Here is a 16,745-nt window from a genome sequence, read left to right on the forward strand (position 1 = left end):
TCCGTATGGCTTTCAGACGGCCGATTGCCCCGCAGATAGGCTGCGCGTACAATCCCTTCCCATGAAAAAAACATGCTTCCATTGCGGGCTGGATGTGCCCGACAACGTTTCTTTGCCCGTGGTTTACGAGGGCGAATCTCACGATACCTGCTGTGCCGGCTGCCAAGCGGTGGCTCAAAGTATTATTGATGCGGGGCTGGGCAATTATTACAAACAGCGTACTGCCGATGCGGAGCGGGCTGCATTGCCGCCGCAGGAAATTCTCGACCGCTTGAAACTCTACGACATGCCGGAAGTGCAGGCGGGCTTTGTGGAAACGGCTGCCGACGGCGCGCGCGAGGCGGTATTGATGCTCGGCGGGATTACCTGCGCGGCCTGCGTGTGGCTGATTGAGCAGCAATTGCTGCGTACCGAAGGCGTTTTGCGTGCCGATTTGAATTACAGCACCCGCCGCGTCCGCATTGTGTGGGACAACGATAAAGTATCGCTTTCGGATATTTTGTTGCTGATTCAGAAAACCGGCTATACCGCCGTGCCTTACGACGCCCATAAAATGGAAGAGCAGATGCAGGCGGAACGCAAACAGGCGCTGATACGGTTGGCGGTGGCCGGGCTGTCTATGATGCAGACGATGATGTTTGCCGTGCCGACTTATCTTTATGGAAACGAAATCGAACCGCTTTACTTGGGCGTGCTGCACTGGGGCGCATTTTTGATGGTGTTGCCGGCCATGTTTTATTCTGCCGTACCGTTTTACAAAGGTTTCTGGCGCGATCTGAAAAACCGCCGTATGGGTATGGATACGCCGGTGGCCATTGCCATTTCGCTCACGTTTTTGGCGGGCGTGTACGGCTTGATCAGCAACGCAGGGCAGGGCATGTATTTTGAATCGGTGGCGATGTTTGTGTTTTTCCTGCTGGGCGGGCGCTATATGGAGCAGATTGCGCGGCGCAAAGCAGGCGATGCGGCGGAGCGCTTGGTGAAACTTGTTCCCGCTTTCTGCCACACATTGCCAAATTATCCTGAAAACGATACTGCCGAAGAAGCGGCGGTGGTGCAGCTTAAAACCGGCGATGTGGTGGCGGTGTATCCGGGCGAAGTGATTCCGGTGGACGGTACGGTGCTGGCGGGAGAAAGTGAAGTCAACGAAGCCATGCTCACCGGCGAGAGCCTGCCCGTTTTGAAACAGCAAAACGCCAAAGTGACTGCAGGCACGTTGAATACCCTCAGCCCGCTGGTTGTCCGCACCGACCAAGTGGGCGGCGATACCCGTTTGTCGCACATCGTCAAACTGCTCGACCGTGCGTTGGCGCAAAAACCGCGTTTGGCGGAAATGGCCGATAAATATGCTTCTGCTTTCGTGTCCGGCCTGCTGATTGCCGCCGTGCCCGTGTTTATCGGCTGGACGATTTACGCAGGGCCGTTTCAGGCGTTGTGGATTACCGTTTCGCTGCTGGTGATTACCTGCCCGTGCGCCCTTTCTCTCGCTACGCCTACTGCGCTGGCGGCCTCTACGGGCATGCTGGCTTCAGACGGCATCTTGGTTAGCGGCAGCAGAAGTTTGGAAACCCTGTCGCAAATCGATGATGTGGTATTCGACAAAACCGGCACGCTCACCAAAGGCACACTTGCCGTGACCCGCGCCATCGCTTTAGGCCGTCTGAAAACAGAAGAAGCCGCCGCCATTGCCAAAGCGCTGGAAAGCCAGTCGGAACATCCGATTGCCAAAGCCATCATCCGCTACGCCGATCAAGTCGGCGGCAACCTTACCGCATTGCAGGCCGGGCAGCGTGTCAACCATGTTGGAAAAGGCGTGAGCGCCAGCCTTACCGTTAACGGCGAAACCCAAATCTGGGCATTGGGAACAGCCGATTTTGTAGCGGGCATTGCCGGTGTACCGCTTCCGACCGAACACATCGAACACAGCGGCAGCATCGTTTATCTCGGCAACGAGCAAAGTTTTCAGACGGCCTTTTTGTTGGAAGACGAAATCAAAGAAAGTGTGGCCGATATGATTGCCGCCCTGAAAAAACAAGGCATGCGTCTGCATCTGCTCAGCGGCGACCGGGAAGCCGCCGTAGCCGGTCTTGCTGCTTCGTTGGGTTTGGATACTTACCGCGCAGAAGCTTTGCCGGAGGACAAACTCGCATACGTCGAAACCTTGCAGCGGCAGCAGCGTAAAGTGCTGATGGTTGGCGACGGCATCAACGATGCACCCGTGTTGGCGCAGGCCGATGTGTCGGTTGCCGTAGCCGGCGGTGCGGATGTGGCGCGCGAAGGCGCCGACGTTATCCTGCTCAACGACGATATGCGCGTATTGCCAAACACCATCAACCAAGCCCGCCGTACCCGCCTGATTATCCGGCAAAATCTGATTTGGGCGAGCGTGTATAACCTGATTGTGATTCCCTTGGCCGTGTTCGGGTACGTTACCCCGTGGATTGCCGCCTTGGGCATGAGCTTAAGCTCGCTGTTGGTAGTGGCGAACGCCTTGCGTTTGTTGAAGAAAAAGCCGTCTGTAAATTGATTTCAGACGGCCTTTGTATTTCTACTAGATTTTATTTACATGCCTTGTTGCATTGTGGGGACAGTGAGTCCTACTACGAAAATCAGAATCAGCGCAAGTACGATTCCAAGCAACATCATCACAATTTGTGCTTTGCAGAAATTCGCTTTGTTCGGATTGGTGCTGCTGCCGAATGCCCACACCAACAACATAATAATGTTGACAAAAGGAATGGCGAGCACAAGCAGCGTCAGAATCCATTCTTTCAAGCTGACAACAGGTGCGGCGGTATTCTGATTTGCAGGGTAAACGTTGTTTTGGTGTTGTTGAATATCAGACATTTCATTTCCTTTAAACATTTTATGAAAATCAAATAATTTGCGGATTGTAATGTAAGGTATTTCTATTGCGTGAATGAAATGTTAGGCGGTCTGAAAAGGTTTCAGACGGCCTTTTGTTTAAATAGCGGCTATTCAATCCCCGCCCATTTATGCGTTTGCACGCTCAGTTGCCAATGCGCGAGGGCATCGGGGCGGCTGTTGAGCAGCCCGATTTGGCGGATGGTGTCGTAGATATTCATTTCGCCGTTTTGCTCGCAGGGCGAGAGGTAGTAGTGTTTGGCGCGGATTTTTTGTTCCATGCGTTCGCAAAAGGCCAGCACGTCGCCGTCGGCCACGATGCGTACTTCGTCGGCGGTTGCTATGCACTGCTTTTCGTATTTTTCGGCGTAGCAGGCTTTGGGGCTGGTGGCGACAAAGTCGATTTGCGGCGGTGCGGGGTTGAGGCCGTTGGTTTCGATGCAGAGTGTGTAACCTTCGGCTTTGAGGGCGTCGAGCAGGATATCGAGGTGCGGCTGGATGGTGGGTTCGCCGCCGGTGATGATGATATTGCGGGCTGTATGGTTTTTCAGACGGCCTAAAATATCCTGCAAACTCATCATGTTGAATGTGAGGTAGTCGGTGTCGCACCACGAGCAGGCGAGGTTGCATTTGCCGAGGCGGATGAACACCGCGGGCATGCCGGTGTTATAGCCTTCCCCTTGCAGGCTTTCAAAGATTTCGACGATACGGTATTGCGGGTTTTCGGGGCGGATTTCGGTCATGGCGTTATTCCCCTTCGTATTCCGCGCAAGACGTAGGCGTTTCCCACAAGCGGATCAGGCTCACGGGCAGGCCGGCGTTTTTCAGACGGCCGAACATTTCCACTGTCATGTTTTCGGCGGTGGTGCGGAAACCGAGCCGCAGGGTTTTCATGTTCCAGCTTTCGAGCAGGGCGGCGATTTGGCTTTCGCGCGGGTTGTTGCCGTTGTAGATAAAGGCGTGGTCGAACGGCTCGATGATGGTGTGTTTGACGATGGTTTTAAGGTCGGAAAAATCCATCACCATCCCGTCTTTCGCGCCGCCTTGAATGAGGCCGTCTGAAACTACGACTTCGAGCTTATAGGTGTGGCCGTGCAGGTTTTGGCATTTGCCGTCGTGTCCGTCGAGCATGTGCGACGAATCGAATGTGAAGATTTTGGTGATTTTCATGGTAGGTCAGGTTCGAGGTTCAGGCCGTCTGAAACCCGTTTCAGACGGCCTTTTTTGTTTTAGGAAGATAAAATGGTCAGCGTGAAGCGAGATATTCCGCCAGCCCGCGTTCGCGCAGCACGCAGCTCGGGCATTCGCCGCAGCCGCCTTCCACGCCGTGGTAGCAGGTGTGGGTGTGTTCGCGGATGTAGTCGAAGCAGCCCAAGCGGTCGGCCAACGCCCATGTTTGCGCTTTGGTGAGATACATCAGCGGCGTGTGGATTTGAAAGGCGTAGTCCATCGCCAGATTGAGCGTTACGTTCATCGATTTCACGAATACGTCGCGGCAGTCGGGATAGCCCGAAAAGTCGGTTTCGCATACACCCACGATAATGTGCTTGATGTTTTGGCTTTTGGCGTAAATGGCGGCGTAGATCAGAAACAGCGCATTGCGGCCGTCGACAAAAGTATTCGGCACGCCGTTTGAGGCCGTCTGAATTTCGGCGGTGTCGTCCATTAAAGCGTTGTGGGTGATTTGCTGCATCAGGCTTAAATCAAGCACGGTTTGCGCGATGCCTAAATCTTCGGCAATCCAACGGGCGCGTTCCAGCTCGATGGCGTGGCGTTGTCCGTATTGAAACGTGATGGCCTGCACATTTTCGCGGCCGTAGGTTTGAACCGCCTGAATCAGGCAGGTAGTGGAATCTTGGCCGCCTGAAAAGACGACCAGAGCTTTTTCGTTGTGCATTTTGGTTCCTAGTTTTGGTATCGCGGGAGGATTTCGAACCGCGTTGAAAAGAAGCGGCAAATTATACACGAAAAGGGTTGAGGCCGTCTGAACACAGGCTTGCCGGATTATTTCTCCGGTGTGTAAAGCCTGCAGTAACGGGCTTAACCATAGGTTCAGACGGCCTCAATAAGAGGGAAGTAAAACCGCCTATATGCTTTTTGGTTTTCGGTGTAAAAATATTTTTGAATTAAATTTTCTTTAAAAACATAAATATAAAATTTTTTTTGTGTATTTTTCCAATAGGTTGTAAGTTTTCATTTATTGCTCCGTCATTTTATCTGCAAGGCGGGCGGATATGTCCGGCAAGTGTTGAAGGCTGAGCAACGCCTTACCGTTTACTGCCGTGCCCTTATATCCGGCTGCCATTACCGGTTGTCTACTCAAACAAAACTAAAGGAATATAAAATGAAAAAACAATCATTCAATACTTTACTTTCATTGACTGCGGCAGCAGTGTTGACTGTTTTTGCAGGGCAGGCACATGCTAATGACAATACAAAATTAGCGGAAAAAGTGGAGCAAAATAGAAAATTAATCAATGATAATGACCAACGGATTTCAGAGGTGCATGCAGCATTTGGCTTGCACAAAAATCTTATTGATGACCATGATAAACTTATCATAAAAGGCCAACAAGATCGTCAACAGCTGACTCAAAAAAATACTCAACAGGATGAGCAAATCAAAAAGATTGAAGATAATTATGCCAATTTAGCTTCAAAAGTAGGATTAAACCTCGGCTATATTCAAACCCTTGAGAAACAACATAAAGAACAGGAAACAAACATCAATGGCATTAAGGCAGATTTACAAAAAGTAAAAACGAATGATGCAAAGGTCAACCAACTCGCAGCAGAGACTAAAAAAGCACGCGAAGAGTTTGCAATACTGAAAAATGAGGCGCAACAAGTTAAAGAAGCTACTATTAAACTTAGAGATACAACAGTTCCCGCAAACACAACAGCTATTGCAGCCAATAAGTCGGATATTGCAACTATCAAAGCCGATTTGGGCAAAGCTAAAGAGACCATTAAAGCGAATGAAGAAGCGTTAAAAGAGCAAGTTAAAGGTCTTGTTGAAAACGAAGTTAAAGTGAATGTGCTTACCGGCGAAGTAGACAAACAAGGCAAAACAATTAAGCAACATGGAGAACAGCTGACAGCTTTGAATAAGTTGACTCAGGATAATCAAGTGGGAGTCCAACAACTGCGAGCAGGTGCGGAGGCTCAGGCTAAACAAATCCAAGAGAATAAAGATGCTATTGCACGTATTTCTCTCGGTAACGGCGTAGATCCTCAAAAAGTGGAACAAATCGACAAGAATGCTGCAAACATCAAGAGCAATGCCGAAGAAATCAAACGCAATACAAACAGAATCACCGAAGTGAACAATGCGGTGGATACGAACAGAGCTCGAATCGCCGCCAACGAAGCAGGTATTGCTACCAACAAAAAAGACATTGCCGCAAATAAAGCCGATATCGCCACCAACAAAGCAGGCATCGCCGCCAACAAAGCCGATATCGCTACCAACAAAGCAGGCATTGCCGCCAACAAAGCCGACATTGCCACCAACAAAGCAGGCATTGCTGCAAACAAAGCCGATATTGCTACCAACAAAGCAGGCATTGCAGCAAACAAAACCGATATCGCTGCCAACAAAGCCGGTATCGCAGAGAACAAATCAAGAATTTCTGCCAACGTAGAAGCGATTAACCGCTTGAACCAAAGCAGAGCATTGGATCAAAAGCGTTTGGACGGCGTTCAAGCTCAAGCAGCACAAAACAGCAAGAAAATCCAACAGTTAGACAGAAAAGTCAAAGATTTGGATAAAGAAGTGCGCCGTGGCTTTGCTACACAAGCAGCATTAGGAGGTTTGTTCCAACCCTACAACGTAGGCAAACTGAACGTATCTGCGGCAGTAGGCGGCTACCGTTCTGAAACTGCTGTTGCCGTAGGCACGGGCTACCGTTTCAACGAACACTTTGCTACCAAAGCGGGCGTATCGTTCAACCCGAAAGGTGGTCACACTGCTTATAACGTGGGCGTGAACTTCGAGTGGTAATCTCTTTGAAAACGGTATAAATGGCCAAAGAAGCCGCCAACGGCAACACGAGCGGCTTCTGCAAACACTACGGGGGAACAGCCGGAGCGGGTAAAACCGTTCCGGCTGTTTTTTATTTGATTGGTTATATCGGTAAAAGGCCGTCTGAAAAAAGTTTTTTCAGACGGCCTGAATTTAAACTGCATCGCCATTCGGCAATGCTGCCAAAGGTTTGGGTATGGCTATTTAGAGAAAAAGCGGTTTAACGCTGCAATTCGATAAAGGCTTCCAATTGGGCGGCATCGGTTAATGCACTGCATACCGCCTCTTTATTAATGCGTTTGGCCAGCCCTGCCAACACTTTGCCGGGGCCGCATTCGGCGGATTGGGTAATGCTTTCCGCTACCAATGTGTTAACGGTTTCCGTCCAGCGCACGGGGCTGTAAAGCTGGCGCACCAAAGCGTCTTTGATTTTGTCGGGATCGTCATAAGAGGCAACATCGGCATTGTGGATAACGCGTATTTGCGGTGGTTTGATGTCGATGTTTTTCAGGGCTTCAGCCAGTTTTTCGGCGGCGGGTTTCATTAGGCTGCAATGGGAAGGCACGGATACCGGCAAGGGCAGGGCGCGTTTGGCGCCTTTTTCTTTGGCCAAATTCATGGCGCGCTCGACTGCAGCGGCAGAGCCTGCAATCACGACTTGGCCGGGCGAGTTGAAGTTCACGGCTTCCACCACATCGCCTTGAGCGGCTTCCGAACATACTTGGCGGACAACGTCGTCATCCAAACCCAAGATGGCGGCCATGGCACCTTCGCCTTGCGGTACGGCGTTTTGCATCAATTCTGCCCGCAAGCGCACCAGTTTGACGGCATCGGCAAAGTCCAAAGCACCCGCAGCCACTAAGGCGGTGTATTCGCCGAGGCTGTGGCCGGCTACTGCGTCGGGCGTTTTGCCGCCGCTTTCCAAATAGGCGCGGTAGGTGGCGACGCCTGCGGCAAGCATCAGCGGCTGGGTGTTGACGGTTTCGTTAATCACGGCGGCGTCTTCGCCGTTCATCATTGCCCACAAGTCTTGGCCGAGTGCGGCGGAGGCTTCGTCAAAAGTGGCTTTTACTGCGGCCGTGCCTTCAAAGCCGTTCATCATGCCGAGGCTTTGCGAACCTTGGCCGGGGAAGAAAAATGCAAAAGACATGGTATTCCTTTTAGTTTTTTAACAATAAGGCAATCGGGTTGTCGCCGTAATGTATCAGCAGGGCATAGGTTATGGCAATATTTGCGGCCACGGTTAGCCAGAAAACGCGGATAAACGAGGCTTTCCCTGTTTTGTGGTTGAAGGCGCCGCGGGCAAACAGTGCGCCCGGCCAGCCGCCGAGCAAGCCGATTTGGTGTAGTTTTTTCTCGGGCACGCGTCCCAAATAGCCTTGCTTTTGACGGGATTTGGTCACGGCGGTTTGTTTGTCGCTGCGGTAAAGCCAAAAAGCTGCGGCGCTGGTGAGGCAATAGAAGGAGGCGAGTTTGAGGGAAAAGTAGGCGACACCGGAGAGATACAGGCTGCCGGTCAGGCCGTAACACAACAGTTTGCGCATATTGAGATTGAATTCGTGGTAATCATAGGGGCGTTCGGAAAACAGCGAGGCTTCATGTCCGCTCAATACGACCCGCATGGCGCGCTGCGGTTCGCTGCCGACGGGGCGGTTGCAGTAAAAGCTGACTTTTTGGCCGATATTCGGGCGCTGCGACATGTAGTGGAACGCAGAAATATGGAAGAAAACGCTTTGCTGGTTTTCGGTTGAAATAAAGCCGTAGCCTTTTTCGTCGTTCCAATGGGCAATGGAGCCACCCAGCACGCGGTTGGCAGGCAAAGCGGCGGGCAGTTCGGTATCTTGTGCGGCCTTAGTGGTACTTTTGGCTTTAGACAGTTTGGGCGGCGGAGGCGGCGGAACGGGTATCTCAGCCACTGCGGGAATGTCGGGCAGGGCTGTCGGCGTTTTTTCGATGATATCGACTTCCACCAGCAGCCATTGTCCGTTGCTGTGTTTAACCAGCCGGCCTTCGAGCGTTTCGCCGTTTTCGGGGATGCGCGTTTGGTCGTTGAGAAACTGGCCGAGAATGAAAATCGGAGAGTTGCGCTGCACATGGTGCATGCCGTAACCGCCGTTTTGTTGGTAGTTCCAATCGCTGAGGGTGATTTCCACCCGCTCGTTTTCCTGCAAAGGCGGGAGTAGGGTGGCTTCGTCGGCGCATAAGCGGTTTCGGCTGTCTTCGTGAAGACTGAAACTGATGCGGTCGCCGCTTTGAGGATTGCGGTAGCCTTCGGTAAGAGAAGCGGCTTCTAAAAGAATGCGTTGTGTGCCGTGGTCGTCGGATAATACCGAGCCGCGTTGGAGGTCGGTAAACCAATGGGTTACCGTACCGTAATGTGTTTTTTTGTCCATTTTTATAATCTGTGTGAGTAAGGAGCTTCCCCTGCTCCTGTTAAGCAGGCCGTCTGAAAAAAAGTTATGTTGTGTTTTCAGGTTTGTATGTGAGATTCAGACGGCCTGTATTTACTGAGGAATCAGTATTTCAATAATACCGCTCCCCATGCGAACCCGCCGCCGATACCTTCCAGCAGCAGATGTTGCCCGCGGCGGATTTGGCCGCTGCGGATGCCGTGATCCAAAGCCAAAGGAATGGATGCGGCGGATGTGTTGCCGTGGTCTTGCACGGTTAAGATTACTTTATCCATGCTCAGGCCCAAGTGCTTGGCAGTGCTTTCGATGATGCGTTTGTTGGCTTGGTGCGGCACGATCCAATCGATTTGTTGGGCGGTATAACCCGCCTCCGTAATCACGTCGTCGGCCACTTTTGCCAGCATTTTGACGGCGAATTTAAACACGCCGGGGCCGTCCATAGTCAGGAACGGTATGCCGCACACTTGGCCGTTCACCACTTGGCCGGGCGTTTTGAGCAAGTCGATGTAGTCGCCGTCGGCTTGCAGTTTGCTGTGGATGATGCCCGGTTCGTCCGACGCGCCGAGCAATACCGCGCCTGCGCCGTCGCCGAACAGCACACAAGTGGTGCGGTCTTCCCAGTTCATGATGCGGCTGAAGGTTTCCGCGCCGATCACCAATACTTTTTTTGCCATGCCGCTTTTAATGTAGGCATTGGCCGTGGTTAGTGCATACATAAAGCCCGCGCACACGGCCTGCACGTCGAAAGCGGGGCAGCCGGTTGGGCCGATGCCGAGCTTGCGTTGAACGATGGTGGCGGTGGACGGAAAAATCATGTCGGGCGTTGAAGTAGCCACGATAATCAAATCGACTTGGTCGGCGGGTACGCCGGCGTCTTCCAAAGCGTTGCGTGCGGCAGCCACCGCCAAATCGCTGGTTTGTTCGTGTTCGTCTGCGATGTGGCGGAATTTGATGCCGGTGCGCGTGGTGATCCATTCGTCGGATGTATCCACTTTTTTGGCTAAATCATCATTGCTTACACGGTTGGCGGGCAGGTAGCTGCCCGTGCCGAGAATTTTGGCATACTGCATGGCATCGCCTTTGGTGATGGTTTGTGAATAAAAGGTATTGTAAGGTAATACGCCTGATTTTCCCAACATTAATCACTGAGTTTCAGACGGCCTGAAACAGGACGTTGCAATATAGCAAAACAGGCGGCTTTGAATATCCAAAGCCGCCTGAAAAATGTTGGTCGGAATGAGAGGATTCGAACCTCCGACCCCTTCGTCCCGAACGAAGTGCGCTACCGGGCTGCGCTACATTCCGAATAAGCGGAGCATTATAGGCAAAGAAATTTTGCTTGGCAAGCAGAAAAATTATGCAGCGTGCAAGATAAATATGGTCGGCCGTTTCTTCAAATCGGGAAGAGAGGGCAGTTTGCGCCAATCGGCAACGTGTTTGCTGATAATGGTTTGCGTGGGCAGGGTTAAATCACTGGCAGTACACAAGCGCGTTGACGGAGAAAGGGTGGCGACGGCATCTTCAAGCATGGCGTTGTTGCGGTAGGGCGTTTCGATAAAAATCTGGGTCTCGTTGTTGCGCCGCGATTGCTGCTCCAAAGATTTTAGTGCTTGGATGCGTTCGGTTTTTTCAGACGGCAGATAGCCTTTGAAAGCGAAGTTCTGACCGTTGGCTCCGGAAGCCATGAGTGCCAGCAAAAGGCTGGACGGGCCGACAAGCGGGCGGACTTCGAAGCCGTGTTTGTGGGCAAGTGCTACAAGGTTGGCGCCGGGATCGGCTACGACGGGGCAACCTGCTTCGCTGACTATGCCCATGCTCCGGCCTTCGTGTAACGGTTTCAGCAGTTCCGGCAAGATGTTGATATCCGTATGCTCGTTGAGTGTTTGTAGGTTTAGCTCGCGAATCGGCGTGGTGATGCCGAGATGCTTTAAGTGGCTGCGGGCGGTTTTTTCAGCTTCGACCACAAAGTCGGTTAAACCGCTAATCTGAGCTTGCTCGTGCGGAAGCAGGCAGGGTGTGTCGGGCGTGCCGAGGGGCGTGGGAATGAGATAGAGAATGGGCGGCATGATGTTTGGTCTGAATAATAATAACTGGATTATATTATTGGGTTGAGGCCGTCTGAAAAAAGAGAGGTTAGTGGTTTTCAGACGGCCTCAATACTGTTTTTAAAATGTTTGCTTTCTATGTCCTATGTCTGAATAACAAGCTTCATTGCGTGGTTACAGTACGTCGAAGCCTTCTAAAGCGAGAAAATCGGCCAATTTAAAAATAGGCAGGCCGATGAGCGCGTTCGGGTCTGTGCTGTCGATTTTTTCTAACAATGCCGCGCCCAGCCCTTCGCTTTTGGCTGCGCCGGCGCAATATACGGCATCGGGTTCGCGCTCTAAATAGCGGCGGATTTGCTCGCTGCTGAGCGTGCGCATGGTAACGACGGTTTTATCTACATGTGTGTGCAGGCTGTTTGAAGCGGTGTTGAGCAAGCAGACTGCGCTGTAAAATTCGATGCGCTGCCCACTTAAAGATGCGAGCATGTGTTGTGCATTCGCGACGTTCATCGGTTTGCCCAATTGGATGCCGTTGCACCACGCAACTTGGTCTGCACCGATAATCAGAGCTTGAGGAAATTGTGCTGCCAACGAGCGTGCTTTGCCGACTGCCAAACGCAATGCGGTTTCCTCTGCCGTTTCGTTGGCAGCGGGTGTTTCATCGTAATCGGGTGAGGCCGTCTGAAAAACGATGCCCAAGCGTTGCAGCTGGGCTTGGCGGAATACGGAGCTTGAGCCTAAAATAAGCGGCAGAGATGTATTCATGTATGCAATAAAATCATTGACGTTAAATCTTTTAAATTATATCATACCCCGTTTATGTCAGACCTTAATTTGATTGACCCCGCAGCTTTCGCCGCAGAAAAGCAGAGTTTGCAAGGCAGATTTTTGCTTAGCCAGTTGGACGAACGCGTTTGGTCGCACGAATATTTTGCCGACAAACAGTCAGAGGTTTCGTTTACGCTGCAAGGCGGGCAAGACCGCTTGCAGCGTTTGTTTCTTGATCTCAGTGTAAGCGGCAGCATTCCTTTGGTATGCCAGCGCTGCATCAAGCCGATGCCCTTCGAGCTGAATGAAAGCAGCCGCATCGTTTTGTTTGATGACGAAGCCGTTTTAGACGAAGCCATGCTCTCCGATGAGGAATTGGAAGGAATGGTGGCAGAAAGCGAAATGGACGTGCGTGTTTTGGTGGAAGACCAAATCCTGATGGCACTGCCTTTTTCGCCGCGTCACGAATCATGCGACAATGCCGCTATTGAAGAGGTAAATCAGGACAAACCCAATCCGTTTGCCGTTTTGGCAGGGCTGAAAAGCAGCCGCTAACCGGTTTTAGTTTTATATATTTTTAGGAGCTTGAAATGGCCGTTCAACAAAATAAAAAATCTCCCTCAAAACGCGGTATGCACCGTTCACACGATGCTTTGACTGCACCTGCTCTGTCGGTTGACAGCGCTACCGGTGAAGTACACCGCCCCCACCACATTTCTCCCAACGGTATGTACCGTGGCCGCAAAGTGGTAAAAGCTAAAGGCGAATAAGTTTCTACGCCTCTGCTGATGAAGAGAAAGCCAGAAAATTGCCCCAAAACCGCAATTGCTGGCTTTTTTGCGTTACTGATACGTCAGCTTAGGTTGGTTGCAGTTAAGTAGGGCATGAGGCCGTCTGAAAGGTTTGAATGCCCTGCTTGTCGGGTATATGGTTTTGTACGATGAAAAAGAAAATCTGGTATACATACGATGATGTTCACCGCGTCATCAAACAGCTTGCCGATAAAGTAAAGGCTTCCGGTGTTCAATATGATGCAATGATCGCTATTGGCGGCGGCGGGTTTATTCCCGCAAGAATTTTACGGTGCTTTTTAAATATTCCGATTTATGCGGTTACTACGGCTTATTACGACGGCGAGCATACGGGCAAAGTTACCGACAGCGTAAAGAAAATCCAATGGCTTGATCCGCTGCCTGAAACCTTGAAAGGCAAGAATGTGCTGGTTGTGGATGAAGTGGACGACAGTCGGGTAACTTTGGAATTCTGCCTCAATGAGTTCGCGAAAGAGGACTTCGGCACCATCGGAATCGCCGTTTTGCATGAGAAAATCAAAGAGAAGAAAGGCAAGCTGCCGGAAGGTATGCCTTATTTCAGCGGCATTACCGTGCAGGACTGGTGGATTAACTATCCGTGGGATGCTGACGATATCGACGAGCACAACCGTTTGGCCGATCAGGCAACCATTGATTAAGAAACTTGAAGCGGAATCTGCGGGCGGCTTGTGTTAAAGTAGCTGCCTGCATATTTGAGCGTCTTTTTATATTGTAAACACTACTGAAAATAAATTGATTTGCTTAAGACATTCTTTGTTTGCGGTGTATTTTAAGCAAATAGGTGATTGATTCAGACGGCCTTTGTAGAGAATGCCGTCTGAAAACATTGCAGGGATAGCCGGGTAGGTGCGTAGAATAAAACGGCATTGATACTCTCGGCAAAATTTGGGAACACGGAGAAAATTTATGATTACTTTGGCAGTAGATGCTATGGGCGGAGATGCCGGTTTGGATGTAACCGTACCCGGAGCCATAGCTTTTCTTAAGCAGCAGAGTAATGTGCATCTGATTATGGTGGGCGACGAATCCGCCTTGAAATCTGCTTTGGCCGCTGCACAAGCGCCGATGGACAGGATTACTGTAATCCATTCTACGCAGGTGGTGGAAATGGACGAGGCGCCGCAGCTGGCGCTGAAAAATAAAAAAGACTCTTCCATGCGGGTGGCGATTAATCAAGTGAAAGAGGGGCATGCCCAAGCTGCAGTGTCTGCCGGTAATACCGGTGCTTTGATGGCTACCGCCCGTTTTGTGCTGAAAACCATCCCCGGTATTGAGCGGCCGGCAATTGCCAAGTTTCTGCCTTCGGCTTCCGACCATGTGACTTTGATGCTGGATTTGGGTGCCAATGTTGATTGTACGGCGGAGCAGTTGATGCAGTTTGCAGTAATCGGCAGCGAGCTTTATCAGGCACTTTACCCTGCAAAAGGCCGCCCGAGAGTGGGGTTGCTGAATGTGGGTACGGAAGAAATCAAAGGTACTGATACGGTTAAGCAGACTTTCAAACTGTTGAGCGAAAGTAATTTGAATTTCATCGGCAATGTGGAAGGCAATACGGTATTCACCGGCAATGTGGATGTGATTGTCGCTGACGGTTTTGTCGGCAATATTGTGCTGAAAACCATTGAAGGCGCAGTCAAATTCATGGGCGGCGCCATCAAGCAGGAATTTAAGGCTAATCTGTTTACCAAAGCTGCGGCATTGGTTTCCATGCCGGCTTTGAAGGGATTTAAAAATAAATTCGACCCGCGCCGTTTTAACGGAGCCATTTTCCTCGGCTTGCGCGGTGTAGTGATTAAAAGCCACGGCGGAACGGATGCGGTAGGATTTGCTTTCGCGCTTGAAGAGGCTTATCACGAAGCGAATGCGGCCAGCTTGGCAAAAATTGAGCAGGGCGTAGCATCGCAGCTGGCGGTGTTGGCGGAGAAGCAATTGGAAAGCGAACATGCCGCCATGGCGGATAATTTGGGTTGATGATTGTTTTTTAATCTTGTATTAATCAATAAAAAGGCAGACGTATATTGCGTCTGCCTTTTTATTTGTGCGTTGATATTCGGAGTGAAATATCTAAGCCTGAATATGAGTAATGTGTTGTGCGCTTTCGTTTTGCTGATGCCTCAGGCCGTCTGAAAAGAAAGCCATAAATAGTGCCCGGCAATGGCTAAAAACCAAACCAAGCCGATGCGGTTGTTTTCTAGGAACGTGCGGAAACACAGCCAGCGGTCGCGCGTTTTGATTTGGCGGTATTGTTGGAATTGCCAGTAAACGGTGGGCGGCAAGGCCAGCCAGAAAGGCCATGTGGCTTGAATTTGCACACCCAGTATGGCCATCAAGGCGGTAAACCAAAAGTGGCAAATCATGATGGCTGAGATGTCGTTGTCGCCGAACGTGATGGCCGAAGTGCGGATGCCGATTTTTAAATCGTCTTCCTTATCGGCCATGGCATAAATGGTATCGTATGCCAAAGTCCATAAAACATTGGCGGTGAAAATCAGCCAAGCCAAAGGCGGGACGGTTTCTGTTACGGCGGCAAAGGCCATGGGGATGCCGAACGAGAAGGCTAGGCCTAAATAAAATTGGGGAAGAGGGAGAAAGCGTTTGGTAAACGGGTAGGTAACGGCCAAGAACAGCGCAGGCAAGCTCATCAGCCAAGTCAGGCGGTTGAGGGGTAGAAGGCACAATGCAGCCATGAGGCAGAGAATCAGCGCCAAAAGTATGGCTTCTTCTGTGGAAACCAAGCCTTTGGCAAACGGACGGTTTTGGGTTCTTTCTACCGAGCCGTCGAAATCGCGGTCGGCAAAGTCGTTCACCACACATCCTGCGCTGCGCATCAGGAAAGTGCCGGCGGCGAAGGCGAGCAGGATGGTGAAGTCGGGAATACCTTCCGAAGCGATCCACAATGCCCAAAAAGTCGGCCAAAGCAGCAGCAAAGTGCCGATGGGCTTTTCTATACGCATCAGTTTGCTATAAATCACCAGCCTTCCCACGACATAGCGCGGCAGAAATTTTAAGAGTAACCGTTTTATATTCATGTGTAATATTTACTTTATTTATTAATATAGTGGAAACAGACAAGCCGTCTGTTTCCAAACGGCTTGTCGTTACGCTGTTTTGTGCAGAATTATAGACCAGATTATGAAAAGACTCATGTGCTTAAACAAAACTTTGCAGCCCGGGCAGAAAGTATTCGGCCAAGCCTAATGTTTCTTGCTGCCAGCTAAAAAACGAGCGTCGTGCTGCGAAAGCGTGTCCGTCGAATCCGGGCAGGCGGTGTTGTTGGGATGGAGAGGTGTATTCGAAAGGGGAGCGGGTCAGCGGTAGGGAGCCGTCAAACAATTTTTCGCCCAGCGGACGGGTGCCGCAATCCAAAAGCCCGCACCAATTATCTGCATCGGCACGGCAGATGCTGCGCGCCCAAACGACCGGTGTTTGGTTTAAACACAGCAACACATCGCGGGAGAACCATTTGTCTGTGTTGTTGGGATTGAGACCGTCTGAAAATGCCGGGTCGAAGCGGTCTTCGCTCAAACGGAGCAGGCGCACGGAAAATGCGTGATTGGTGTTCCGCAATGCTGCGGTCAGCGATTGTGCCTGCATTAATGTGGCGGCGTTTTCAGAGACGCTGTGTAAAACGGTTTCGGGCAGTTGGGGCTGCCATATCAGAGGATTGTTCATGTTGCCGGTTATATCGGGCGGCGTGTGCTCAAGCCCGTGTGAAAAGTGCGTATTGTACATGATAGTTGCCCTGCGTAATCATGCGTGAAACGGAGGCTTGTCAGGACAACTGTATTTTTGGGGCTTC

Annotated in this window: 17 protein-coding genes and 1 tRNA gene; 6 read left to right on the forward strand and 12 right to left on the reverse strand. The window is 51.0% G+C overall.

The window, feature by feature from the left end:
- The first annotated feature begins 61 nt into the window (after positions 1-61).
- Complete coding sequence (locus tag CKV66_RS04490; protein WP_085364002.1) at positions 62-2,527, forward strand: heavy metal translocating P-type ATPase; 2,466 nt, start codon at positions 62-64, stop codon at positions 2,525-2,527.
- A gap of 35 nt (positions 2,528-2,562) precedes the next feature.
- Here the strand turns inward: CKV66_RS04490 and CKV66_RS04495 are convergent, their stop codons facing one another.
- The 4 genes from CKV66_RS04495 to queC form a co-directional block, all read right to left on the reverse strand.
- Positions 2,563-2,847 (reverse strand): hypothetical protein, encoded by a 285-nt coding sequence (locus tag CKV66_RS04495; protein ID WP_085364001.1) that lies wholly within the window; start codon positions 2,845-2,847, stop codon positions 2,563-2,565.
- Positions 2,848-2,975: 128 nt separating this feature from the next.
- On the reverse strand, positions 2,976-3,608 hold the full coding sequence (locus CKV66_RS04500) for a 7-carboxy-7-deazaguanine synthase QueE (protein ID WP_085364000.1): 633 nt from the start codon (positions 3,606-3,608) through the stop codon (positions 2,976-2,978).
- Positions 3,609-3,612: 4 nt separating this feature from the next.
- Positions 3,613-4,035, reverse strand: a complete 423-nt coding sequence (gene queD, locus CKV66_RS04505; protein ID WP_085363999.1) for a 6-carboxytetrahydropterin synthase QueD — start codon at positions 4,033-4,035, stop codon at positions 3,613-3,615.
- A 76-nt stretch (positions 4,036-4,111) separates the two neighbouring features.
- Positions 4,112-4,762 carry a 7-cyano-7-deazaguanine synthase QueC gene (gene queC / locus CKV66_RS04510; RefSeq protein ID WP_085363998.1) on the reverse strand — a complete coding sequence of 217 codons (651 nt, stop codon included), beginning with the start codon at positions 4,760-4,762 and terminating at the stop codon, positions 4,112-4,114.
- A 447-nt stretch (positions 4,763-5,209) separates the two neighbouring features.
- On the opposite strand from queC, the gene CKV66_RS04515 reads away from it, so the two are divergent.
- Positions 5,210-6,868: a YadA-like family protein gene (locus CKV66_RS04515; RefSeq protein ID WP_085363997.1), complete on the forward strand. Its 1,659-nt coding sequence runs from the start codon at positions 5,210-5,212 to the stop codon at positions 6,866-6,868.
- 241 nt (positions 6,869-7,109) lie between these two features.
- Here CKV66_RS04515 and fabD read toward each other — a convergent pair whose 3' ends face one another.
- The 6 genes from fabD to CKV66_RS04550 all read right to left on the reverse strand — a co-directional run bounded on the left by fabD (position 7,110) and on the right by CKV66_RS04550 (position 12,110).
- Positions 7,110-8,039, reverse strand: coding sequence for an ACP S-malonyltransferase (fabD, locus tag CKV66_RS04525; RefSeq protein WP_085363995.1), 930 nt, complete (start codon positions 8,037-8,039; stop codon positions 7,110-7,112).
- Positions 8,040-8,049: 10 nt separating this feature from the next.
- Positions 8,050-9,282, reverse strand: a complete 1,233-nt coding sequence (locus CKV66_RS04530; protein ID WP_085363994.1) for a DUF1294 domain-containing protein — start codon at positions 9,280-9,282, stop codon at positions 8,050-8,052.
- A 122-nt stretch (positions 9,283-9,404) separates the two neighbouring features.
- The gene (locus CKV66_RS04535) at positions 9,405-10,370 is read right to left on the reverse strand and encodes a beta-ketoacyl-ACP synthase III (protein ID WP_085364052.1); all 966 of its coding nucleotides are present in this window, start codon (positions 10,368-10,370) and stop codon (positions 9,405-9,407) included.
- 158 nt (positions 10,371-10,528) lie between these two features.
- Positions 10,529-10,605 (reverse strand) — tRNA-Pro (locus CKV66_RS04540).
- A gap of 50 nt (positions 10,606-10,655) precedes the next feature.
- Positions 10,656-11,366 (reverse strand): SAM-dependent methyltransferase, encoded by a 711-nt coding sequence (locus tag CKV66_RS04545; RefSeq protein ID WP_085363993.1) that lies wholly within the window; start codon positions 11,364-11,366, stop codon positions 10,656-10,658.
- 153 nt (positions 11,367-11,519) lie between these two features.
- Positions 11,520-12,110, reverse strand: a complete 591-nt coding sequence (locus CKV66_RS04550) for a Maf family protein (RefSeq protein WP_085363992.1) — start codon at positions 12,108-12,110, stop codon at positions 11,520-11,522.
- A 54-nt stretch (positions 12,111-12,164) separates the two neighbouring features.
- On the opposite strand from CKV66_RS04550, the gene CKV66_RS04555 reads away from it, so the two are divergent.
- The 4 genes from CKV66_RS04555 to plsX all read left to right on the forward strand — a co-directional run bounded on the left by CKV66_RS04555 (position 12,165) and on the right by plsX (position 14,917).
- Positions 12,165-12,668: a YceD family protein gene (locus tag CKV66_RS04555; RefSeq protein WP_085363991.1), complete on the forward strand. Its 504-nt coding sequence runs from the start codon at positions 12,165-12,167 to the stop codon at positions 12,666-12,668.
- A 35-nt stretch (positions 12,669-12,703) separates the two neighbouring features.
- The gene (gene rpmF, locus CKV66_RS04560; RefSeq protein WP_004283533.1) at positions 12,704-12,883 is read left to right on the forward strand and encodes a 50S ribosomal protein L32; all 180 of its coding nucleotides are present in this window, start codon (positions 12,704-12,706) and stop codon (positions 12,881-12,883) included.
- Between the two features lie 170 nt (positions 12,884-13,053).
- Positions 13,054-13,584, forward strand: a complete 531-nt coding sequence (locus CKV66_RS04565; protein ID WP_085363990.1) for a phosphoribosyltransferase — start codon at positions 13,054-13,056, stop codon at positions 13,582-13,584.
- Between the two features lie 268 nt (positions 13,585-13,852).
- Entirely contained in the window at positions 13,853-14,917 is a 1,065-nt protein-coding gene (plsX, locus tag CKV66_RS04570; RefSeq protein ID WP_085363989.1) for a phosphate acyltransferase PlsX, read from the forward strand.
- A 143-nt stretch (positions 14,918-15,060) separates the two neighbouring features.
- Here the strand turns inward: plsX and ubiA are convergent, their stop codons facing one another.
- Together ubiA and CKV66_RS04580 are read right to left on the reverse strand one after the other, a co-directional pair.
- Positions 15,061-15,975 (reverse strand): 4-hydroxybenzoate octaprenyltransferase, encoded by a 915-nt coding sequence (ubiA, locus tag CKV66_RS04575; protein ID WP_085363988.1) that lies wholly within the window; start codon positions 15,973-15,975, stop codon positions 15,061-15,063.
- Positions 15,976-16,096: 121 nt separating this feature from the next.
- A complete protein-coding gene (locus CKV66_RS04580; RefSeq protein ID WP_231990521.1) occupies positions 16,097-16,678 on the reverse strand; it encodes a chorismate--pyruvate lyase family protein in 582 nt (193 codons plus the stop codon).
- Positions 16,679-16,745 lie beyond the last annotated feature (67 nt).

Origin of the sequence: Neisseria zoodegmatis (assembly GCF_900187305.1) — a bacterium.
GTDB classification, from domain to species: domain Bacteria; phylum Pseudomonadota; class Gammaproteobacteria; order Burkholderiales; family Neisseriaceae; genus Neisseria; species Neisseria zoodegmatis.